This is a genomic window from Bacillus sp. SH7-1, assembly GCF_008042405.1.
GTDB lineage: Bacteria > Bacillota > Bacilli > Bacillales > Bacillaceae_G > Bacillus_A > Bacillus_A thuringiensis_N.
Genome location: NZ_QNUD01000007.1, coordinates 52123 through 71865 on the forward strand (window position 1 = coordinate 52123; position 19743 = coordinate 71865).

Here is a 19743-nt window from a genome sequence, read left to right on the forward strand (position 1 = left end):
TTAAATAATTTTTTTGAATAAGTTATAAAGCTTTTTTGAGCTATCTTCATTTAATTGATAGTACTTGAGGTTTACATCATCAGGAGTATCTTGCTGAGCAATCATCACTTCGTTATTGTGATGATCAACTACCCATATGAAATATTTTTTATAAGTTCCATCCTCAAAAGTAATCCACATATCACAATCTATTAAATCTGATCCTTCTTCATCTAATGTTAATTTTCCTTTTTTTGCGGTATCCATACTATTAATAAACGTTTTTAATTCATCTGTTTTTGTAAGGAAGATATCCTTTTTTGTTTTAATGGACTCGACATGTATATCTTTTATTTCTTGTTTTCCTAAGAAGACAGGGGGCTCATTTGGATCCCTTTGAGTTGAAATAATAGTAGCTTTTTTCTTTGGCTTATTTGCTGTATACAAATCTTGAATAGATTTTCCAGAGTTTACAAACCATATGATTCCACAAATAATCAATGTGCTACAAAGTAGTAAAATAATTTTCTTAATAGAATATTCTCCTCTCTCTTACTTCGTATGAAGAGCTTTTCTATTAATATATGATAGGTAAGCATAAAGTATTATAGTTGAACGTGGCTATTCTTAACAGTTTTAAGGGGGCGATCAACGAGTAAATTGTAAGTAAGCCCAATTAATACGAAAACACCTCCGATAATCTTTCCAGTTGAGAGTTCATTTGTTAGGAAGAAATCAATGATAGTTCCTGCAAATAATTGTCCGATAAAGATGAGTAACGTTAAATAAAATGCTGATATTTTAGGAGTAATATAGTTTGATAATGAAATAACGATAACGCCTACTAATCCGCCTAAATATACAGCGATAGGTATGGATTGTAACGTATGCATTGGAATATACAATGAATCTGAACTGAAAATTAAAAATAACATAGAGAAAAATAAGCCAGTAATATAATTAAAAAACGTGCCTTCCCAATTGCCAATTTTTTTTGCTAAATTCGCGTTAATAATTCTAGCAACAACGATAGAAACACCAGCTAAAATAGCGATCGTAATATATAACATTTTCTTGCCTCCATTAATAAATTGTCATGATTATAATTCCAGAAGAGATGAAACATAATCCAATTAGTTTTTTCTTTTCAAACTTTACAACTTTCATTCCTAATAAACCGAAATGATCAATAACGATGGAAGCAATGGATTGACCGAGTAAACTTAATGCGATTGTAATAGAGGCACCAAGGACGGAGAAACTTATATTGTTAAAAAGAACAGTGAATACTCCAATCGCTCCAGCGCTATATAAAAAAAGTGGAATACTTTTATCAAAATGGATTTTATGTTTGTTTATGATTAAAACGAAAATAACTGCAATTAAACCGACAAGGTGAATGACGACACTTGCTGTATACTTGCCGATTAACTCAGATAAAATCCCATTCAATGGGAGCATAACGGCGATGAGCACACCAATAAAGACAGAAAGAAAGTTATACAATGTAATATCCCCTTTGTATTTCATATTTGTAATGACTGTATCATGCTGAAATTGTGAATTACTATGACATATGTCATAGTGGAAGGAGAAAATTTTGATTACAATGGGGAGTAGTTGTAAAGGCGGGGGAACTATGAAGAAAATATGTAATTCTATTAAATTAGCTGAGTATATGAAACAAAATAATATTGACTCATTTTTTAGTAATGATATGAAACCATATATGGAACTCATATTTTTTAAAAAGAATGAGTTTATTTGTAGAGAAAATGAAGAGATAGATTATTTATTTTTCTTCGTTGAAGGAAAAGCGAAAGCGTTTAATACATTAAGTAACGGGAAATCTGTATTATTATGCTTTTATGATAGCTTGCAGCTGTTAGGAGATGTGGAGTTAATTCATTCTCAAAAGACAACTTCAAACGTACAAGTGATGGCAGATTCATATTGTGTTGGTTTGCCTTTAGGGAAAGTGAGAAATCAACTATTTCATGATGCGAAATTTTTACGATGTATTTGCGGATCGTTAGCGCATAAGTTAAATCGGCTTTCAAAAAATAGTACAATTAATTTATTATATCCACTTGAAAATAGACTTGCGAGTTACATGTTAGCAGCAGGGGAACGAGCGGTGCAGCATGGAAATAGAATTGTATTTAGTGGGAATTTAACGGAAACAGCCGAATTGTTAGGGACGAGTTATCGGCATTTGTTGCGCACATTAAATATCTTTTGTGATAAAGAGATTATAAAGAAAAACAATGGTTGCTTTGAAGTAGTGAATGTGGGTGTTTTGAGGGAATTGGCTGCGGATGTTTATAAATAGGAGGAGAGTATAAATGATAACACCTATATTTAGAATTTTCGATATTGAAAAAGCGAAGTTATTTTACTTAGGCTTTTTAGGATTTAAACTGGATTGGGAACATCGGTATGAGGAAAATATGCCATTATATATGCAAATTTCGTTACATGATGCTGTGATACATTTATCAGAACATCATGGTGATGCCTTACCAGGTGGTGCAATTCGGATCAAAATAGATGATGTAAAGGATTATCATTCTGTATTATTAAGTCAAGAATATGCTTATTCGAAACCAAATATAGAAAAAACATCTTGGGGTACAATTGAATTAACTGTAATTGATCCATTTTCAAATAGAATTACACTGTACGAGGAAAAATTGTAGAAATGGAATGAAGAGTAGTTCATAGACCAGTGAACTGCTCTTTTTTATTTTAAGTAGATATTGAATTATATAAAAATAAAATGTTATGATTATGGAAACATATGAATATGTGAACAAGTATTCATATGTAAAAGAAGGAGGGATTAGAATGAAAGACCTAATTATTATTGGGGCGGGTCAAGCTGGATTAACAATGGGATACTATTTGAAGCAAGAAGGATATAATTTTTTACTACTCGAGTCAGGAAACCGAATTGGTGATTCATGGAGAAACAGATATGATTCTTTACAGCTCTTTACACCGAGGGAATATAGTAGTTTACCAGGGATGATATTAAAAGGAGAAAAGAATGAATTTCCACATAAAGATGAAATTGCAATGTATGTAGAAGAATATGCACAGTATTTTCAACTACCGGTACAATTGCAAACGAAAGTTTTAAAAATAAGGAAGGAGGAAGAAATATTTGAATTACACACTCCGACAGAAGTTTTACAATCGAAAAAAGTTATTATCGCATCAGGTGGTTTTCAGCAACTGTACATCCCCTCATTTTCACAACATCTTTCATCGCATGTTTATCAAATACATTCATCACAATATAAATCACCATCACAAATTCCTAAGGGAAAAGTACTAGTAGTAGGTGGCGGGAATTCAGGAATGCAAATTGCAGTAGAACTGGCAAAGACTCATGAAGTTACAATATCTATCAGTCATCCTTTAACGTTTTTACCGTTACATTTTTTTAGAAAAAGTATTTTTAATTGGTTAGAAAAATTGGGTTTATTGTATGCTGAAGTTAGTACCAAGAGGGGGAAATGGTTTCAGAAGAGAAAAGATCCTATTTTTGGATTTGAAGGTAAGGAACTTATTCGTAATGGAGCAATACAACTACAGGAAAAAGTAGTAAGTGCATCAGAAAATAACATTATGTTTCAGAACGGTGAAACATATAGTGCAGAAAGTATTATATGGTCAACAGGTTTTATTCAGAATTATAAATGGATTGAAATTGAAAAGGCAGTTAATGAGAATGGACTTCCCAATCATGTAAAGGGGATAAGTCCAGTAGGAGGATTGTATTATATCGGCTTGCCATGGCAGTCTCAAAGAGGTTCTGCACTTATTTGTGGTGTAGGAAAGGATGCGGCGTATTTACTTTCTGAAATCAAAAAAATAGATCAGTAGCAGCGACTACTGATCATCCATATGTACATGAATTAGGAGAGGTCAAACATTTATTAACTTTATTATAATAGATTTTCATAGAATAAAAAACTGAAAATTCTAATTTTATGTTGAGAAAGTTTTTTGTATCGAAATATATAAAAGAATAGGGGTTTTTAGTAAAAAGAAATATGATATTTATATTTTAATAAATTGTGATATAGTTTATAAAGAGTAGATTACATAAAATGTTATTTTATTACATATAAAGGGAGAGGGATGATTGTGAAGTTTGATGATCAACGCCTACTTGGAGTACGATTAGGATCGGTACTTGTAACAGAGGAAAATCAATATTTAGTAATTAAGAAAAAAGATCATTATGCATTATTAAATATACATAATTTAGAATGCACACATGTTGAAGTGCAGCTAGAACATATTGAAGAAATGTTGCAGGAAGATTTCCAAGAAAGTATAACAGAGATTATTGCACCAGAACATATAAAAATTGTTGCGAAAAATGTTATATAGAGAAAGAAGCTGGAAGAACAGCTTCTTTCTTTTTTATTATAAGGATAACGTTTTTATAACATCACCAATAATCCCTTCCATTTGATGAACACCTAAGTCAGCGTTCGTCATTATAACGGCACCATTACCTCGGTATGGATAGCATACCATTATACATTGAAATCCCACGCCCCATCCAAGTGAATAAATTTGTAAGTCCTCATCCGAATCATCTAGAAAAACACCTAATCCAGTCCATTTTGAGCAACCTTGAGGAGAAATCATGTCCTGTACTGTTTTTTGAGAAAGTTTTAGTTTGCCCTTTCCTTGTAAGGAATGAATAATTTCAAGTACTAAAGTTGATAAGTCTGTTGATGTTGTCCAAATGCCTGAAGCAGCTGCGAATGGGTAAAATGGATAGTTCTCATTTGTAACGGTGCCATCTTTATTATGCCCGCAAGCAAAAACGTCGGTTTTATCTATGTCTTCAGGAGAGAAGATTGTACTATTTTTCATTTGCAGTGGTTGAAATATATATTCTTCTAGTAAAAGGTTAAATGGTTTTCCAGTTATATCTTCAAGTAGTAGTTCGATAATACAAAAGTTTGCATCAGAGTATTGAAATTCGCTTTCTGGTTTATAAGTTATTTCTATCGGTACGGGGCAATATGATGTTTTACCAGCAAGAAGTTCAGACATGTATGGTTGCCCTTGTGCAAGTGTATAATGTTCAAAACTATTAGGAGGATCAATAATTCCAGATTGATGACTTAATAAATTTCGCAACGTGACCTTTTTCTGTGAAGTAAATAGATTGGTAGGAATATTCCAAGATGTGAGTCTATCATTTACGTCTTCGTCTAAATACACGATTTCTTGATCTGATAACGTTAGTACGAGCATTGTAGTGATGAATTTGCTAATAGAACAAGAATTGAATATAGAATTCGTAGTTACCGTTCTAGTTGTTCCAAATTCAAGTGTTCCGAAAGCAAACGCTTCGTCTAGTTTACGGTCACGTATAACGGCAAGACTTAAACCAGCAACGGAATATTGGTTCATTTTCTCATATATAGTGTTACTTTTTAAGTTCATAGTGACTCCTTTCTCGTAAAAGACAGAATGTTAGTTCTATTATACAGTAGTTAATAGAGAGAATGAGAGAAAATAAAAAAACTTCATCGTTTATTGATGAAGTTTTTTTTAGTTAATTCGAAGTGAATGCTTTAAAAAATTTATCCCGGTACATGTATATTAGCCATGAGGCTGTTAGTAAGGAAATAATGCTTACTTTGTTTTTAATTGGCGCATTGAAAACAAGCCAGCCAACGATATCAAATAATAAATGTAGTCCAATTGAAAGAACTACAAATTGTAGTAATGTCTTAAAGAATCTTTTCATAAAGTGCCCCCTTAAAATAAAAGGTTTTATCAACAGTGTTGTATATTACTATTATACATTAAATGTGTCCTATGGTAAAATTTACATAAGTTAGTGAAATAAAACAAATGAAAGCTAATGAGGAGGAATAGTCATGGAATTTTGGATGATCATACCGATAGCGGTCTTTGGATTTATTTATATTACTGAAAAATTAAATAGAATTGAAAAGAAAACGGATGCACGTTTAAAGAGGATGGAAGATAGATTACAGCTAATTTCGAAAGAAATGGGAATTGTAGATAGAGAACCTGAAATTAATAAAGAGTTGCGTCAGCTTATGGAAGAAGGAAAAACAGTTACAGCAGTTAAGAAAGTAAGAGAAGTTTTTGGGTTTTCATTGTTAGAAGCGAAGCAATATGTAGATAAATTATAAAAAGATCATCCATTTGGGTGATCTTTTTTACTGAATCGTACATGTATTTACTTTTACATACATTGGATTTGTTGAAATAAGAAACTGTGGGAATATAAAAGCGAGGAGAAACAATTTTCTCCTCGCTTTCTTCTAACTATATTTAAATGCGAAGTCTGCATACGTTACTGAGATTTTAATTCCAAGTATACAAATACCAGTACCGTCATAATTGCTATAACGACGTAAGTAGCATCAAGCATTATAAGTGTTTTTAAAGTTTCAGTCATCCTCATTCACCCCTGGTATGAAAATATAACATAATCTCTTATCAATCAGATCAGAGATTATAAAGATAACAATGTACATGAAATTGCTTAAGTAGATTCTATATAAATATATCATATAAATAATGTAAATATTGTAAAGATAGTGTAAATGTATTGTAAATAAAGTGATTTTTCATAAAATATTTAATCAAAAAATTGATAGGTCTTCAAAATGAAAAAACGCTATTCTTTCTGTTGAATGATAAAAAGAAAGAATAGCGTTTTTGCATGTCTATTTCTGTTTGCTTAAGAGATTCATAGTACGAAATTTTCATTTCGTACTATGAAATAGAAAGTTAAATATGTAATTCAGTAATAGTCTAGCTATTTGAAAACTTTAACAACAGGATTATGTAATGGTTTTTTTGACTTCAATAAAAATATTATTTCAACAATATGAACTGTCACAAATTTATACTTAGTATTGTGATTGATATCACATCCTTTTTTCCTAATGGGTATTATGCTTAGGTTGTAAGGAATGATTGGGAGAGGGTGGGATGATAATGTTTTGTTATCAATGTGAACAAACGCCAACAGGCGGATGTAAAGTAATAGGTGTTTGTGGTAAAAATGAAACAATAGCAAGTTTACAAGATACGATTGTGTTTGGGTTAAAAGGAATTGCGGCTTATCGCACACATGCTGCTCAGTTAGGCTATACGGATGCTTTTGTAGATGCTACAACGCAAGAAGCGCTGTATATGACATTAACAAATTCTAATTTTAATGAACAAGAGCATATTGATATGGCTATGAAAGTTGGGAAATCAGCTTTACGAGTAATGGAGTTGTTAGATGAGGCACATACGAATCACTTCGGTGTGCCAGAGCCTGTTCAAATTACACAAAACCATGTAGAGGGTAAAGCTATTGTAGTTACAGGCCATAATTTATTTGCATTAGAAGAACTATTAAAGCAAACGGAAGGAAAAGGAATTAATATTTATACGCATTCTGAAATGCTACCAGCGCACGGTTATCCGCAGCTGAAAAAATATAAGCATTTAAAAGGGAACATTGGTAAGGCATGGTATGATCAAAGACGTCTTTTCGAAAAATTTACAGGTGCCATATTAGCGACAACGAATTGTGTTATGCCAATTAAAGGATCATACTCTGATCGACTCTTTTCGTATGATATTGCAGGTTTAGAGGGCGTAGAAAAAATTGAAAATGATGATTTTGCACCATTGATTCAAAAAGCGCTAGAACTTCCAGAAGTACATATGGAATCGGATGAACAGTTAGTAACAGGGTTCCATCATCATACAGTATTATCATTAGCCCCAGAAATTATTGAGGCAGTACAAGAAGGAAAGATTAAGCGTTTCTTTGTTATCGCAGGTTGTGATGCTCCGGGAAAAGGCGGAGAATATTATCGTGAATTAGCAACGTCACTTCCTCCAGAAACAGTTATTTTAACGACTTCTTGCGGGAAGTTCCGCTTTAATGATGTGGATTACGGTGTTGTGCCTGGTACAGAGATTCCACGTTACATTGATTTAGGACAATGCAATAATTCCATTTCTACAGTGAAAATAGCGGCTGCTTTAGCAGATGCTTTCCAATGTGAAGTGAACGAATTGCCAGTAAGTATTGTCTTATCATGGTTTGAACAAAAAGCGGTTGCTATTTTACTTGGGCTATTTAGTCTTGGAATTCAAGATATTCGTATCGGTCCAAAGGCGCCTGAATTTATTTCACCTGGTGTGCTTGATGTATTACAGGAAACATTCGGTTTAAAACTAATTACAACTGCAGCGGAAGATATGGATATGATGTTATCGTAACAAAAGGATGATCTGTCTTATTCAGAAGAAGAGCTAGCCTATAGCGCCCCAAAACAAAAATGTAGAATTTTTGTTTTGGGGTATTTTCTTTTCTTAGCGGGATAGGTAATAGTTGATTTTAGAAAAATATAAAAATCGAGTTGACATTTACAACTACTCAGTCATACAATGTAGGAGTAATAGGTGATACTGAGTAGTGCTGTTTCTCAAAATGTTTTCAGTAAACAATAGATAAGAGCGGATTTTAGAAAAATTGTGAAAATCAGTTGACATCTATCGCTACTTAGTCATACAATGTAGTTGTAATAAGTAATACTGAATAGTGTGGTTTTACTCAAAAGCTATTCAGTAAAAATTCGCCTTAGTACTCTGTAATACTGAATATAAGTCAGACAGAATAGGGGGTAAAGGAGGATCAGAACATGGAAAATTTAACTGAAATGCTGAAAGGTTCACTGGAAGGGTGTGTGCTGGAAATCATTAGCCGCCGTGAAACATATGGCTATGAGATTACACGTCACCTGAATGATCTTGGGTTTACCGAAGTAGTAGAAGGAACGGTTTATACCATCCTCGTAAGATTAGAAAAGAAAAAGCTTGTGAATATTGAAAAGAAACCATCAGATATGGGACCGCCTCGTAAGTTTTATTCATTAAATGAGGATGGCCGTCAGGAGCTTGAATTGTTTTGGAAAAAATGGGATTTTGTATCTTCAAAAATTAACGTCTTGAAGTCAAACTAGCCTCATAATATAAAATGTTCCGGCTCATATTTGGAGAGTTTCTTGTTCTGCTTTATAAAAAGGAGGAAAATAAGATGTTGGAAATGTTCAAAAAATTAATTGGTGATAAAAAAGAGTACAAAATGATGATGGCACGTGTTGAAGCACTGCCAGAGGACTATCAGTTTGTGTTTAAGAAAATTCAAAACTACATGTGGAATTTTTCGGCTGGCAACGGGATGGATATGCTGCACATACAGTATGAATTAATCGATTTGTTCGAAGCGGGTGCAGCGGAAGGAAGACAAGTGCTTGACATTACTGGGGAGGATGTAGCATCCTTTGCTGATGAACTAGTGGCAAACGCTAAAACGTATGTCTCGAAGTATCGTGAAGATTTAAATGAAAGTATTATGAAGAAATTGAGAAAAAAATAAATGCAATAAGTAATACCGACTGATTAGCTGGTTACAAATGTGAACTGCCGCCATCGCTATTCAGTTATATTTTTAAAGCACTACTAAGTAATACAGATTATCAGTATTACTAAATAGAGGGTGTATGTAGGTAATCTATTTTTATAAGGGGGAAAAAGTATGAGCAATGTAGCGATTTCTGTAAAAGGGTTAAAAAAATCATTTAAAGACAAGGAAGTTTTAAAAGGGGTGGATTTTGAGGTGCAGCGTGGAGAAATTTTCGCGCTGCTAGGCTCAAATGGAGCAGGTAAGACGACAACGGTTAACGTCCTTTCGACGCTACTGAAGCAAAATGGTGGTGAAGTAAGTATTTGCGGATTTGATGTCCAACGCCAACCAGATTATGTTCGCCAAAGCATCAGTTTGACAGGGCAGTTCGCAGCTTTAGACGGTATGCTCACTGGGAGAGAAAACTTGATAATGGTTGCTAAGTTACGCGGAGTATCCAATCCTGCTCAAGTCGCCGACAATTTGCTTGAGAGATTTAGCTTGACTGGTGCAGCTAATCAGAGGGCAGAGCAATATTCAGGAGGGATGAAGCGCCGGCTTGATATCGCCATGAGTTTGATTGGGGCGCCAGCAGTTATTTTCCTTGACGAACCGACGACAGGGCTTGATCCTGAAGCGCGGATTGAAGTTTGGGATACGGTGAAGGAACTTGCTGGTAGCGGCACAACGATTTTGCTTACGACTCAGTACTTGGAGGAAGCAGAACAACTGGCGGACCGTATCGCAATCTTGCATGGAGGAAAAATTATTACGACAGGTACTCTTACTGAACTGAAAGAGATGTTTCCACCAGCTAAAGTGGAGTATATCGAGAAGCAGCCGACATTGGAAGAGATTTTCCTTGCTATTATTGGTAAAAAGGAGGAGATGTAAATGAAAAGCAAAACAGGGGTATTACTAGGTCGTTTAATGCGTAACATTATGCGCAGTCCGGATACAATTATTACGGTAGCGATTACACCGATTATGATGATGCTATTATTTGTCTATGTGTTTGGCGGCGCAATAAAAACAGGAACGGAAAACTACGTAAATTATTTATTGCCGGGAATTTTGCTAATGGCTATCGCATCCGGTGTAGCTTACACTTCCGTGCGACTATTTACGGATGTAAAGAGTGGGCTGATGGCACGTTTCATTACGATGCCTATTAAGCGCTCATCGATATTGTGGGCGCACGTATTAACCTCTCTTGTTGCTAATGTACTTACTATCGTGGTGGTTATTCTTGTTGCACTCTTAATGGGATTTCGTTCCAGTGCGAATATTCTAGATTGGCTTGCAGTAGCTGGGATACTAGGAATGTTTACGTTATCGCTAACATGGCTAGCTATCATTCCAGGGCTGAAAGCGAAGTCCATGGAAGGGGCGACAGCATACTCGTACCCACTCGTTTTTCTTCCATTTATTAGTTCAGCCTTCGTACCTACTGAAACGATGCCAAAAATTGTTCGTGCATTTGCTGAGAATCAGCCTGTAACTTCAATCGTGAATGCGATTCGTGCTTTATTATATGAAGGAACTGTTGGCAACGATATTTGGATTGCACTCGCTTGGTGCGTAGGTATCATGATCTTTTCTTACTTTTTCGCTAGTAAAGCATTTAAACGTCAGTTAGGGTAAGTAAATCAAATCTTCCGAAATAATATATATCTTTGAAAAAGCACGGGAAGATTTTCCGTGCTTTAATAATACATTCATACTTCGCTTAATGGTAGTAGTTATAAAGTAAATAGGAGAATAATAAATCAAATACACATGCCTTGAAGTATAGTATGTTAACATTTAACTGAAATAAACAGAATATTCTATATGAAAATAGAGGTTAAAGATGTTATGTGCTATATTTATACTTATAAGGTATAAAATGTATAAAAATCGTTTAGGGGATGGAAAAGGGAGAGGTTCAAATGAAATGGTATTTATATACTCTCAAAAACTATGCGAAATTTAGTGGGAGAGCTACGAGAAAAGAGTACTGGATTTTTACGTTAGTTAATAAGGTTACGTTTTGGTCATTAATATATTTGGCCTCTTATTCTTCGTCTGCCTTTTACTTAAGAGCCAATATTACTTTGCTATATATAGCAATTTTTATCGTTCCTACTTTGGCAGTGGAAGCTCGTCGATTACATGATAGTGGAAAGACAGGATGGTGGCAGTTATTAAATTTGGTGCCATTTGGAGGAGCGGTTCTACTTGTGTTTTGTATCATTGAAAGTGATGAAGGTGAGAATAAGTATGGACCAAATCCACATTCAAATCTTAAACAAGCAATTTAATGTGTTTATAGTAAACTCTAATATAAAAAAGGTGTGAACTAAGAGCTAGTTCACACCTTTTTTATTGTATTATTCCTAGAAGCTTCGTTTAGTAGTGATAGCAAATACAATGTTTTCCCTAGGTATTAGAAAAATATGGATGATGGGTAACGAATTAACCTCAATATTTTGAGGTTTCACCGATCAATGCTTATGGAGAGTATAAACATAATCTCTCTTGTAAACCTTCTAATACTTCTTTAGGTATTTCCCTGATTGTAATATCCTTCCCTAGGAAAAGTAGCCAATTTGTTATTTCCGTCACTTCATCGGAATTGTTAACATTGATAAATGTTTTTAAAATGGCTGTTGATTGGTAAGGATTTGTATAAGAGATTGAAATTTTGAAAGGGTGGTATTTTTTGAACTGGGAAATTGCTTTTGGACCAAGTTCAAGTACAAGATTAATTGCTTCATCCTTCTTACTTAGTTTTTCTAAAATCCTTTTCTTATTTAGCTTTTTTTTCGTCGTGTATGGCTCGATATTGATGAGATCATCGACAGGAAACATCCTCTTCTTTTCTTCTTTTAAGTCAAACCCTTCAATGATCCATTGGCTTTTTTCTTGATACAGGTGTAATAGATAAATTGGGTAAGATTTAATTTTTTCTTCTTTGACAGTAATCAATAAATGTCTATCCAAAAGAAGGATTTGGATGAGTTTTTCTAACATAGGATGGGGGAGGTCAGAAAGCTCAAGTAGATCAGGGTTATGTGGGTTAGTCCCTTCAAAAAGTAAGAGTTGATTTAAAAGAACAAGGTCATCTTGCTGGGTTTCTGAGATGAGTCCTAGCAGTTTTTCGGCTAAAGATTGACGACTCTTTAGATAGGGAAGTTGTTGATTTCTTGTAGCCATAAAGGCAATAAAAAGAGCTTTCACTTCGTTATCAGTAAAGCGAACAACGGGTAAGATAGAGTTATGCATAACGCAATATCCACCAGCTCTTCCGACTTCAGCTACAAGTGGCATCCCCATAGCTTCAATTTCTCTAATGTCTCTAACAGCTGTCGAACGTGAGATGTTAAATTCTTGTATGATTTCTGAAATTGTAAAGTGGGAGCGGTTGTTGATATATCGCATGATGGTATTAATCCGTTCAACTTTTTTCATTGGAGTCTCCTAAACAGTATCATTTTTTGACATGATTTAAAGATATTATAAACTCATCAGATGAAAAGATAAATCATTTGATTCATTTTAAAAAAAGGAAGGTTTTGAATATGAAAAATTATACTATAGAAGAAAAAGATAGCTTTATCGTGTTAGGAATTGGAACTGAAATTAAGAGCGAATACACAGACTTTGCTGGAATAAATAAAGAAAAGGAAGACTTTTGGTCAGCTGTTAAAGAAGATGGAAGGCTGGACACTTTAAAATCTTTAGCTACAAATGATTACATTTTTTCCGTGAGCGAAGCGGTGAATAACAAGATGATGTATTATGCTGGTGTTATGACAGAAGCACAAATAGAAGGAAAATCTAGAGTGATTCAGTTTCCGAGGGGAGAATATGTAGTAGTGAAAGGAGAAGACAAAACGGCTGAAGAGTTAAGTAATAAGCTGACTGGCATCGCATTCGGTCAAGCTTTACCAGATGCAAAAGATTTTGCCTATGTTGGTGGGCCGAATACAACGGTTGCGATGGGACAAAGAAACGGCTTAGTGTTTGGTGAAATGTGGATTCCGGTTGTTAGGAAGTAAAGTAATAAAAGGCATGATTAAAAAAGGCTAACAATCTTGAATTGTTAGCCTTTTTGACATGCATATAATATTCATATACTGCTACACAATATGTTCTGATAAAATGGAATAAAAGGAAATTATTGTAAGGTGGTGGCGAGTTGAGTAAAAAAAGAATATTTACGCTATATTTCTAGAACGGTATTTTGATGATATACAAAAGTGGGTTCGAAATATCACAATTTGTTTTGCTTTGTTGGTAGTAGTTTTAGTAGCTTTATGGATAGGTTATTTTTAATCCTTACTTAAGAGAAGGAGAAGTATGTGATTACAATACATTCGATCCGACAATATTACTTAGCTGCATCGGCTTGTATTGATATTTTCTCTCCTCAATCATGATAAAATGTACAATAGGAAATTTTATGTAACATAAAGGGGGAAGGTTTATGGTCAGTTTTAGTACTTTACTAGCTTTTGCAATTGTTTCACTTAGTATGGTTTGTTCACCGGGGCCTAATATGATTTATCTCATCTCTCGTTCCATTACGCAAGGGCGTATGGCAGGATTTATTTCCCTCTTGGGCATTATGCTCGGATTTGTAATTTATATAATCGCAACAATGTTCGGACTTACAGTTCTATTCCTTGCTGTTCCTGCTGTCTATGAAGCAGTCAAGTGGGCAGGTGCCGCTTATTTGCTCTGGCTAGCTTGGAATTCGATTAAACCTGGTGCTACATCTATTATGGAGCCAAGTACGATTTCTAATGAGCCACCACGGAAATTATTTTTGATGGGACTCATGACCAATCTTCTAAATCCCAAGATTGCTATTTTGTATGTGTCACTTTTACCTCAATTTGAAGATCCTGAGAAGGGATCGTTGCTTTTACAAGGTGCAGTTTTGGGTCTTACGCAAATCACTGTTAGTTTTATAGTCAACCTCCTAATTGTGTTTACAGCAAGTCGGATTGCGAAATGGTTTGGCACACGTCCAACGTGGCTACGAGTGCAGCGTTGGCTTATGGCAAGTGTTCTAACGGGGCTTGCTGTACGTCTTGCTTTTGAACGTCGATAGTAATGTTATCTAAAAAAGTAAATTTTTTTATTTTAGGGGGATGTGAAAAATATGCAATGATGAATAAAATTCCTACTTACTAGCGATGATATGGTTTTCATAGAAATATACGAACAAACTATGTAAAAAAGCAGATTGATTATATGCATAATATACAGCGTCAAAAAAGCTACAACTGGTAAAAACTAATACCCCTCTCATAAACAGTAAATACTTTTTATGAGAGGGTATCCAATTTAAGTCTATAAAAAAGCAAGGCAAGTTCTCACTTATTTAGAATAAGAGAAAAGATGATGTTTTATTTGTTCAATAAAATAATGATGATGTATATTATCGTTAGATACTCGACTTGCCATAATAGCGCCCTCCATTGAAGATGCAAGAAAAGAAGCGAGCGATATAATGTCTATATCTTCTTTAAGTTCTTGTTTCTCTATTCCTTCTTTTATGAGAGAAGCCATTAACATTACTGTATCATCATAGCCTTTTGCTGCTGCTTTTTGTAATTCTGGAAATACTCCAGTACTTTCAATTGCGCTATTAAGCAATGGACAGCCTCCAGCAATAGGGGGATTATTAGCTGCATCTTGATATACAAGGAAAATTGCAAGGATTTTATCAATTGCTGTCTTTTTATTTTCCATTGCTTTATGAAAATGACTCCACATAATCTCACCACTTTTGTCGTAGGCAGCAAGGACAATTTCTTCTTTATTTTTGAATCTACGATAAATAGATCCTTTAGGTAGTTCAGTAGCTGTCATTATATCCTGGATAGATGTGCGAGTTATTCCATTGGTATTAAATAAATATAAAGATGTTTCAATAATCTTTTCTTTAACCTTATCAACTTTAGTCATGCTTTATAGTCCTCCTAATAAAAACGAGCTTAATATTCCAGGTAATGTTTACCCTCTATTTTCTTAATGTTTTTGTAAGTATAAATAAGTTTGGAGCAAAAATATCTTATCAATCCCTATCTTATGGAAACCTCAAAAAAAATTTTTTTGAAAAGAGGTTTATCAAATGGTGTTATCTATATCATTCGAATGAATTTTCTGTCAAAAATAATATGACTAGTTGGTTGATTTAGTCATATTATACAACTAATTTTACATAAAATCGTATAAGGTGTAAAAATATATAGTTAATTTTAACGTATAGACATATGAGTATTATATATAATTTTAATTAGTATGTTTAGCTAAAATGTTTGAACTACTTCCACTTTCATTTCGTTTAATTAGGATATCTTATCACTTCATACTATAAAAGATTAACCGTTAATAATGAATGAGTACTGGAATTTGATTGTAAATAAGAAATTGAGATATAAATTTATTTACTTTTTCCCGTTTTGATTGTGTTAATAATTTGTAAAGGGGGTTTAAAAAACTAGAAACTTATAGTATCATTAGTTTTCAGACCGAACCGTCCGGTCTATTTTTATATAAATATATATAGAAGGAGAACGTTATGCAGAAAGAAAAATCAAAGATTCTATGTAATTTAATTATGGAGGTAATAAAGTGAACTTTATTAAAATGAATACAAAAGAACTTATTATGCTAATAGTTTATACAATGTTTGCATTACTTCAAATTGGCTTGTTCATATTATTTGGCATATCACTTTTAACTAACAGCAATTTAGTTGAATCAGAATTTGCTCTTAGTGCCATCGGTTTGACTGTACCTGCTATTGTAGGAATAATTTTCTTTAGGAAAGAAATTATTGAAAGTTTTACTTATTTTAAAGAGAAGACAATTTTGAAAATAGTAAGTATTCCTATGGTGGTTTTATTTACGGTAATTGTAGAACAGATTGTTATGCGTTTTCTAGCAACTGGTCAGCCAGAGAACCAAGAACAGCTCCTTGAAACGGGCGCGGAGATACCTCTTATATTTACATTGCTTGTATTTGGTATTCTAGGTCCAATACTTGAAGAAATTATATTTCGTTATATAATATTAAATCGTTTTTCACATTATATTGGTACTGCTATTGCATCTATCATTTCGATTATAATTTTTACACTTCTTCATACGAACCAACTTTCGGATATTGCTATTTATTTACCTGGTGCAGTGATACTTACTGCGGCTTATCTTATTTCTAACAGATCCCTTGCATATGTTATAGCGATACATATGTTAAATAATTCTATTGCTTTCATTCTAAACTAGACTTGTTTCTGTTGCAGAGTGTAAAGAATAAAAACAGATGTTGATAAATCATTAGATAGTGACTAATGATTTATGTAATTCTTTGTACGTCAAAAAGCCGCAGTTTGAATGTAAACTGTGGTTTTTTATATAGGGGCCTACCACATCACCATTAAGCTAATATTTTCATATCCCCCTAAATTAAAATTTTCTTTCTCTACAGATAGTTATTCTGAGAAGCCGCTCATTTTTTCGTTTTGGGGCATTTCTTTTTCTTAAGTTGATGGGCATGTATGGTGACCTCTATTAGACGATAGTGAATTAACAATTTCGGGGTTCAGTTCAACTTTATTCAAAATAAGATTTTTTTTGCAGTAAAATCAATGTTAGTGGAACTTTTTTAATCAAACTTTTTTCTAAATTAACATAAATACTTGCAATATTCAAATTAGTACTATATAGTTCTAGTTATGACAAAGGTAAAATTAATGAATCAAAAACGTGTGATTGAAGTAGCTGCAACATTATTTTTAGAAAAAGGGTTTGCTTATACAAGTATGGATGAATTAGTACGTGTAAGCAAAGTTTCAAAGTCTAATGTGTATTATCACTTTTCTAATAAGGAAGTATTATTAGAAGGGGTCGTTGATTATTGGATTGAAATGTATCAATCTGCAATTGATGACGTACTTTCTCAGAATCAATTTTTAGTTGAAGATCGTATCCAACTGTTTTTAAAGCAATTATCACAAGGAGTTCAGTCGAGAGAGTATAAGGGGAGCTGTCCATTTATTACTCTTTATATTCAAAGTCCTACACAGGCCACGCAAATTAAAGAAAAAATAGGTCTTTTTTTTACAGGATTACAAAAGAAAGTTTCTCTATTACTTAAACAAGGGGTAGAGAATGGAGAATTCAGAAATACGATTAATATTGATGAGGTTGCATCACTTTTTATTACAAATCTTGAAGGAGCATTATTTATTTCAGAAACATTGAAGAATGCAACTGTAATCACGAAAACAGCAGATCATTTTTTAAAATTGCTTCGATAAAAGAAGCTTTTTTTTTACATCAAATTAGTACTAAGTAGTACTAAAAGGGGGATTTTATATGAGAACAGTATTTTTAATTGGTGGAACAGGCTTTATTGGCAAGCAATTAGTGAAAGAATTAGCCAAAGAGGATGTTAAAATTCTTCTTTTAGTGAGATCGAAAAGTAAAGCGACACGCCTTTTTCAAGAAAGAGGCATCTTAAAAAAGGCAGTTATGCACTTTATTGAAGGTGATTTGACTAAAATAGATTTAGGTCTAAGTGCTGAAGATAAGGAGAGGGTATTGAAAACGGATGTGATTATTCATGCAGGAGGCCCCATGGATATTCAAGCGACAAGTAAAGAGGCAGCTTCCGTATTTTTAAATGGCGCCAAACATATTAGTGAATTAGCTAAAAGCATTCATCAATTGAAGGGCTTGCAACAATTTATTCATGTTGTAGGTTATATGAGTCCCTTTGATGATAAAAATAGCAAGATTGCAATGGATGTGTTTCAAGAAGGAAACAATTATTTGAAAATAAAAAATCCATATGAGAGAACAAAATTTTTAGCAGATCTTTATATCCGTCAACAGGCATCAGCAGTAGGTTATCCGCTTTCTGTAATTAATCCGCCAACTGTAGTCGGTAGTAGTAAAACAGGGAGTACAGAGCAGATAACAGGATTAGGTTTGCTTGTGATGAGTATGCGAAGAGGGCTCATGCCAGTGATTCCTGGAGGTAAGGGATATAGGTTACCACTTATTTCAAACGATGAGCTTGCGAAGTTTATTGTGCAGGTTTTCAGATTGGAGCAACCGACTATTCAAACATATACACTTGTTGAAGACAAACAGCACGATCAGAACATTGCTGAATTATTAAGTATTATGTCGGAAAGTATGAATATGAGGGCACCAAAAATCTCTGTCCCAATGCCACTTATGAAAGCAATTATGAATAGTGGAGTAAGTAAAATAACAAAAATCCCTTCTGATGGACTGAATTTTATTACAAAACGAAAATTTTTAAATGTTTCAGCGAAAAAAATTATGGGAGGAGATTGGTTTAAGAAGACGAGTGTAATGAAATTTTTCCCTGCCGTAGTAGCTGATCTGGATTATCGAATGATGTATCAAAATGGCCAGCATAATCATTTATTTAAACGAACATTATGCGATAACACTACCCTTTACCAATTACAAGGAGAGGGTCAACCGTTTATTTTATTACATGGTTTATTGAGTGATGGAGAGGATTTATTTCCTTTAGCACAAGAGCTTCATGAAAAAACTGGTCAACCTGTATGGGTCTTGGATCTTCCAGGTTTGGGACGTTCTCCTTTTAAACGAGAGAAAAATCTTCTAGATATCTATTTGAATGTAGTGAAAAAATTATTGGAGAAAGCTACTAATGGTGCACATCTAATTGGCCATTCATTCGGTGCGTTTATTCTTCTGGAAGCATTGGTACAAGAGTACATAGATAAGAAGTATTCAATCACTTTACTTCAGCCACCTGTTGCTAAAAAAAATGCTAAATCGCTAAATGTTCCTCAATTCATGAACAAATGGACATTAAAATTGGCAACTACTAATTTGATAGAGCGTTATTTATTAAGTAATGGTTTGTTTGAAAGTACGGAGAGTATCCCTGAACATTATATTGAAAAAATAAGTAACAGTTTTACTTCTCCTAGAATTTTAAATACTACAGTTCAGCTTAACAGTTTACTTCTGAAAAACGATCAAGGTGATTTCAATGAAGTAACAAAGTATAATCTGCACATTATTTGGGGGGATTATGACAGAGGCTATTCTGCTCCATCGCATCTTGGTAAGGTTGATTTTGTTCCATATGGCCATCATTTTCCTCTTAGCCATCCGAGTGAAACGGCAACATTAGTAATAAAAAATAGTAATACTAGCAGATGAGAGTGTGGGATAAATAAAAAGTGTGTAGTAAGATCGTTGTG

General features: G+C 33.7%; 23 protein-coding genes and 1 pseudogene. 17 read left to right on the forward strand and 7 right to left on the reverse strand.

Going from position 1 to position 19743, the window contains the following annotated elements; genetic code table 11:
* The 3 genes from DN390_RS06565 to DN390_RS06575 form a co-directional block, all read right to left on the reverse strand.
* Positions 1-480: a YhfM domain-containing protein gene (locus DN390_RS06565; protein ID WP_147806883.1), complete on the reverse strand. Its 480-nt coding sequence runs from the start codon at positions 478-480 to the stop codon at positions 1-3.
* A gap of 104 nt (positions 481-584) precedes the next feature.
* The gene (locus DN390_RS06570; protein WP_140971150.1) at positions 585-1049 is read right to left on the reverse strand and encodes a DMT family transporter; all 465 of its coding nucleotides are present in this window, start codon (positions 1047-1049) and stop codon (positions 585-587) included.
* A gap of 13 nt (positions 1050-1062) precedes the next feature.
* Complete coding sequence (locus DN390_RS06575; protein WP_060631700.1) at positions 1063-1509, reverse strand: DMT family transporter; 447 nt, start codon at positions 1507-1509, stop codon at positions 1063-1065.
* 109 nt (positions 1510-1618) lie between these two features.
* On the opposite strand from DN390_RS06575, the gene yeiL reads away from it, so the two are divergent.
* The 4 genes from yeiL to DN390_RS06595 all read left to right on the forward strand — a co-directional run bounded on the left by yeiL (position 1619) and on the right by DN390_RS06595 (position 4383).
* Positions 1619-2311: a transcriptional regulator YeiL gene (gene yeiL, locus DN390_RS06580; protein ID WP_147806884.1), complete on the forward strand. Its 693-nt coding sequence runs from the start codon at positions 1619-1621 to the stop codon at positions 2309-2311.
* 13 nt (positions 2312-2324) lie between these two features.
* A complete protein-coding gene (locus DN390_RS06585) occupies positions 2325-2678 on the forward strand; it encodes a glyoxalase superfamily protein (RefSeq protein WP_147806885.1) in 354 nt (117 codons plus the stop codon).
* Positions 2679-2826: 148 nt separating this feature from the next.
* The gene (locus DN390_RS06590; RefSeq protein ID WP_147806886.1) at positions 2827-3870 is read left to right on the forward strand and encodes a flavin-containing monooxygenase; all 1044 of its coding nucleotides are present in this window, start codon (positions 2827-2829) and stop codon (positions 3868-3870) included.
* 264 nt (positions 3871-4134) lie between these two features.
* On the forward strand, positions 4135-4383 hold the full coding sequence (locus tag DN390_RS06595; protein ID WP_000666946.1) for a hypothetical protein: 249 nt from the start codon (positions 4135-4137) through the stop codon (positions 4381-4383).
* Between the two features lie 36 nt (positions 4384-4419).
* Here the strand turns inward: DN390_RS06595 and DN390_RS06600 are convergent, their stop codons facing one another.
* Together DN390_RS06600 and DN390_RS06605 are read right to left on the reverse strand one after the other, a co-directional pair.
* Positions 4420-5457, reverse strand: a complete 1038-nt coding sequence (locus DN390_RS06600) for a serine hydrolase domain-containing protein (protein ID WP_147806887.1) — start codon at positions 5455-5457, stop codon at positions 4420-4422.
* 112 nt (positions 5458-5569) lie between these two features.
* Positions 5570-5764 (reverse strand): hypothetical protein, encoded by a 195-nt coding sequence (locus tag DN390_RS06605; RefSeq protein ID WP_147806888.1) that lies wholly within the window; start codon positions 5762-5764, stop codon positions 5570-5572.
* 133 nt (positions 5765-5897) lie between these two features.
* Between DN390_RS06605 and DN390_RS06610 the strand changes: the two genes are divergently transcribed.
* The 7 genes from DN390_RS06610 to DN390_RS06640 all read left to right on the forward strand — a co-directional run bounded on the left by DN390_RS06610 (position 5898) and on the right by DN390_RS06640 (position 11769).
* A complete protein-coding gene (locus tag DN390_RS06610) occupies positions 5898-6179 on the forward strand; it encodes a hypothetical protein (protein WP_147806889.1) in 282 nt (93 codons plus the stop codon).
* 814 nt (positions 6180-6993) lie between these two features.
* A complete protein-coding gene (hcp, locus tag DN390_RS06615; protein ID WP_147806890.1) occupies positions 6994-8280 on the forward strand; it encodes a hydroxylamine reductase in 1287 nt (428 codons plus the stop codon).
* 422 nt (positions 8281-8702) lie between these two features.
* Entirely contained in the window at positions 8703-9023 is a 321-nt protein-coding gene (locus tag DN390_RS06620; protein ID WP_000429486.1) for a PadR family transcriptional regulator, read from the forward strand.
* 74 nt (positions 9024-9097) lie between these two features.
* Entirely contained in the window at positions 9098-9439 is a 342-nt protein-coding gene (locus DN390_RS06625) for a DUF1048 domain-containing protein (RefSeq protein WP_001969217.1), read from the forward strand.
* A 159-nt stretch (positions 9440-9598) separates the two neighbouring features.
* Entirely contained in the window at positions 9599-10360 is a 762-nt protein-coding gene (locus tag DN390_RS06630) for an ABC transporter ATP-binding protein (RefSeq protein WP_147806891.1), read from the forward strand.
* Positions 10361-11110, forward strand: a complete 750-nt coding sequence (locus DN390_RS06635) for an ABC transporter permease (RefSeq protein ID WP_147806892.1) — start codon at positions 10361-10363, stop codon at positions 11108-11110. It abuts the gene before it with no gap.
* Between the two features lie 287 nt (positions 11111-11397).
* On the forward strand, positions 11398-11769 hold the full coding sequence (locus DN390_RS06640) for a DUF805 domain-containing protein (protein ID WP_147806893.1): 372 nt from the start codon (positions 11398-11400) through the stop codon (positions 11767-11769).
* Between the two features lie 190 nt (positions 11770-11959).
* On the opposite strand, the gene DN390_RS06645 is transcribed toward DN390_RS06640, so the two are convergent.
* A complete protein-coding gene (locus DN390_RS06645; protein ID WP_147806894.1) occupies positions 11960-12919 on the reverse strand; it encodes a helix-turn-helix transcriptional regulator in 960 nt (319 codons plus the stop codon).
* A 110-nt stretch (positions 12920-13029) separates the two neighbouring features.
* Between DN390_RS06645 and DN390_RS06650 the strand changes: the two genes are divergently transcribed.
* The 3 genes and pseudogenes from DN390_RS06650 (at position 13030) to DN390_RS06660 (ending at position 14567) form a co-directional block, all read left to right on the forward strand.
* Positions 13030-13509, forward strand: a complete 480-nt coding sequence (locus DN390_RS06650; RefSeq protein ID WP_147806895.1) for a GyrI-like domain-containing protein — start codon at positions 13030-13032, stop codon at positions 13507-13509.
* Between the two features lie 157 nt (positions 13510-13666).
* Positions 13667-13786, forward strand: a pseudogene (locus DN390_RS06655) (DUF3963 domain-containing protein); the annotation flags it as partial.
* A gap of 151 nt (positions 13787-13937) precedes the next feature.
* The gene (locus tag DN390_RS06660) at positions 13938-14567 is read left to right on the forward strand and encodes a LysE family translocator (RefSeq protein WP_097951714.1); all 630 of its coding nucleotides are present in this window, start codon (positions 13938-13940) and stop codon (positions 14565-14567) included.
* Between the two features lie 269 nt (positions 14568-14836).
* Here DN390_RS06660 and DN390_RS06665 read toward each other — a convergent pair whose 3' ends face one another.
* Positions 14837-15427, reverse strand: a complete 591-nt coding sequence (locus DN390_RS06665) for a TetR/AcrR family transcriptional regulator (protein WP_147806896.1) — start codon at positions 15425-15427, stop codon at positions 14837-14839.
* A gap of 669 nt (positions 15428-16096) precedes the next feature.
* On the opposite strand from DN390_RS06665, the gene DN390_RS06675 reads away from it, so the two are divergent.
* From DN390_RS06675 to DN390_RS06685, 3 genes are all read left to right on the forward strand, one after another.
* The gene (locus DN390_RS06675; RefSeq protein ID WP_147806898.1) at positions 16097-16753 is read left to right on the forward strand and encodes a CPBP family intramembrane glutamic endopeptidase; all 657 of its coding nucleotides are present in this window, start codon (positions 16097-16099) and stop codon (positions 16751-16753) included.
* Positions 16754-17220: 467 nt separating this feature from the next.
* Positions 17221-17787: a TetR/AcrR family transcriptional regulator gene (locus tag DN390_RS06680; protein WP_147806899.1), complete on the forward strand. Its 567-nt coding sequence runs from the start codon at positions 17221-17223 to the stop codon at positions 17785-17787.
* Between the two features lie 58 nt (positions 17788-17845).
* Positions 17846-19702: an alpha/beta fold hydrolase gene (locus DN390_RS06685; protein ID WP_147806900.1), complete on the forward strand. Its 1857-nt coding sequence runs from the start codon at positions 17846-17848 to the stop codon at positions 19700-19702.
* Positions 19703-19743: the final 41 nt, after the last annotated feature.

Coding starts and splice junctions, on each gene's coding strand:
- DN390_RS06570 (WP_140971150.1), bottom strand. CDS start 1,049: ATGTTATATATTACGATCGCTATTTTAGCTGGTGTTTCTATCGTTGTT.
- DN390_RS06575 (WP_060631700.1), bottom strand. CDS start 1,509: ATGAAATACAAAGGGGATATTACATTGTATAACTTTCTTTCTGTCTTT.
- yeiL (WP_147806884.1), top strand. CDS start 1,619: ATGAAGAAAATATGTAATTCTATTAAATTAGCTGAGTATATGAAACAA.
- DN390_RS06585 (WP_147806885.1), top strand. CDS start 2,325: ATGATAACACCTATATTTAGAATTTTCGATATTGAAAAAGCGAAGTTA.
- DN390_RS06590 (WP_147806886.1), top strand. CDS start 2,827: ATGAAAGACCTAATTATTATTGGGGCGGGTCAAGCTGGATTAACAATG.
- DN390_RS06600 (WP_147806887.1), bottom strand. CDS start 5,457: ATGAACTTAAAAAGTAACACTATATATGAGAAAATGAACCAATATTCC.
- DN390_RS06605 (WP_147806888.1), bottom strand. CDS start 5,764: ATGAAAAGATTCTTTAAGACATTACTACAATTTGTAGTTCTTTCAATT.
- DN390_RS06610 (WP_147806889.1), top strand. CDS start 5,898: ATGGAATTTTGGATGATCATACCGATAGCGGTCTTTGGATTTATTTAT.
- hcp (WP_147806890.1), top strand. CDS start 6,994: ATGTTTTGTTATCAATGTGAACAAACGCCAACAGGCGGATGTAAAGTA.
- DN390_RS06620 (WP_000429486.1), top strand. CDS start 8,703: ATGGAAAATTTAACTGAAATGCTGAAAGGTTCACTGGAAGGGTGTGTG.
- DN390_RS06625 (WP_001969217.1), top strand. CDS start 9,098: ATGTTGGAAATGTTCAAAAAATTAATTGGTGATAAAAAAGAGTACAAA.
- DN390_RS06630 (WP_147806891.1), top strand. CDS start 9,599: ATGAGCAATGTAGCGATTTCTGTAAAAGGGTTAAAAAAATCATTTAAA.
- DN390_RS06635 (WP_147806892.1), top strand. CDS start 10,361: ATGAAAAGCAAAACAGGGGTATTACTAGGTCGTTTAATGCGTAACATT.
- DN390_RS06640 (WP_147806893.1), top strand. CDS start 11,398: ATGAAATGGTATTTATATACTCTCAAAAACTATGCGAAATTTAGTGGG.
- DN390_RS06645 (WP_147806894.1), bottom strand. CDS start 12,919: ATGAAAAAAGTTGAACGGATTAATACCATCATGCGATATATCAACAAC.
- DN390_RS06650 (WP_147806895.1), top strand. CDS start 13,030: ATGAAAAATTATACTATAGAAGAAAAAGATAGCTTTATCGTGTTAGGA.
- DN390_RS06660 (WP_097951714.1), top strand. CDS start 13,938: ATGGTCAGTTTTAGTACTTTACTAGCTTTTGCAATTGTTTCACTTAGT.
- DN390_RS06665 (WP_147806896.1), bottom strand. CDS start 15,427: ATGACTAAAGTTGATAAGGTTAAAGAAAAGATTATTGAAACATCTTTA.
- DN390_RS06680 (WP_147806899.1), top strand. CDS start 17,221: ATGAATCAAAAACGTGTGATTGAAGTAGCTGCAACATTATTTTTAGAA.
- DN390_RS06685 (WP_147806900.1), top strand. CDS start 17,846: ATGAGAACAGTATTTTTAATTGGTGGAACAGGCTTTATTGGCAAGCAA.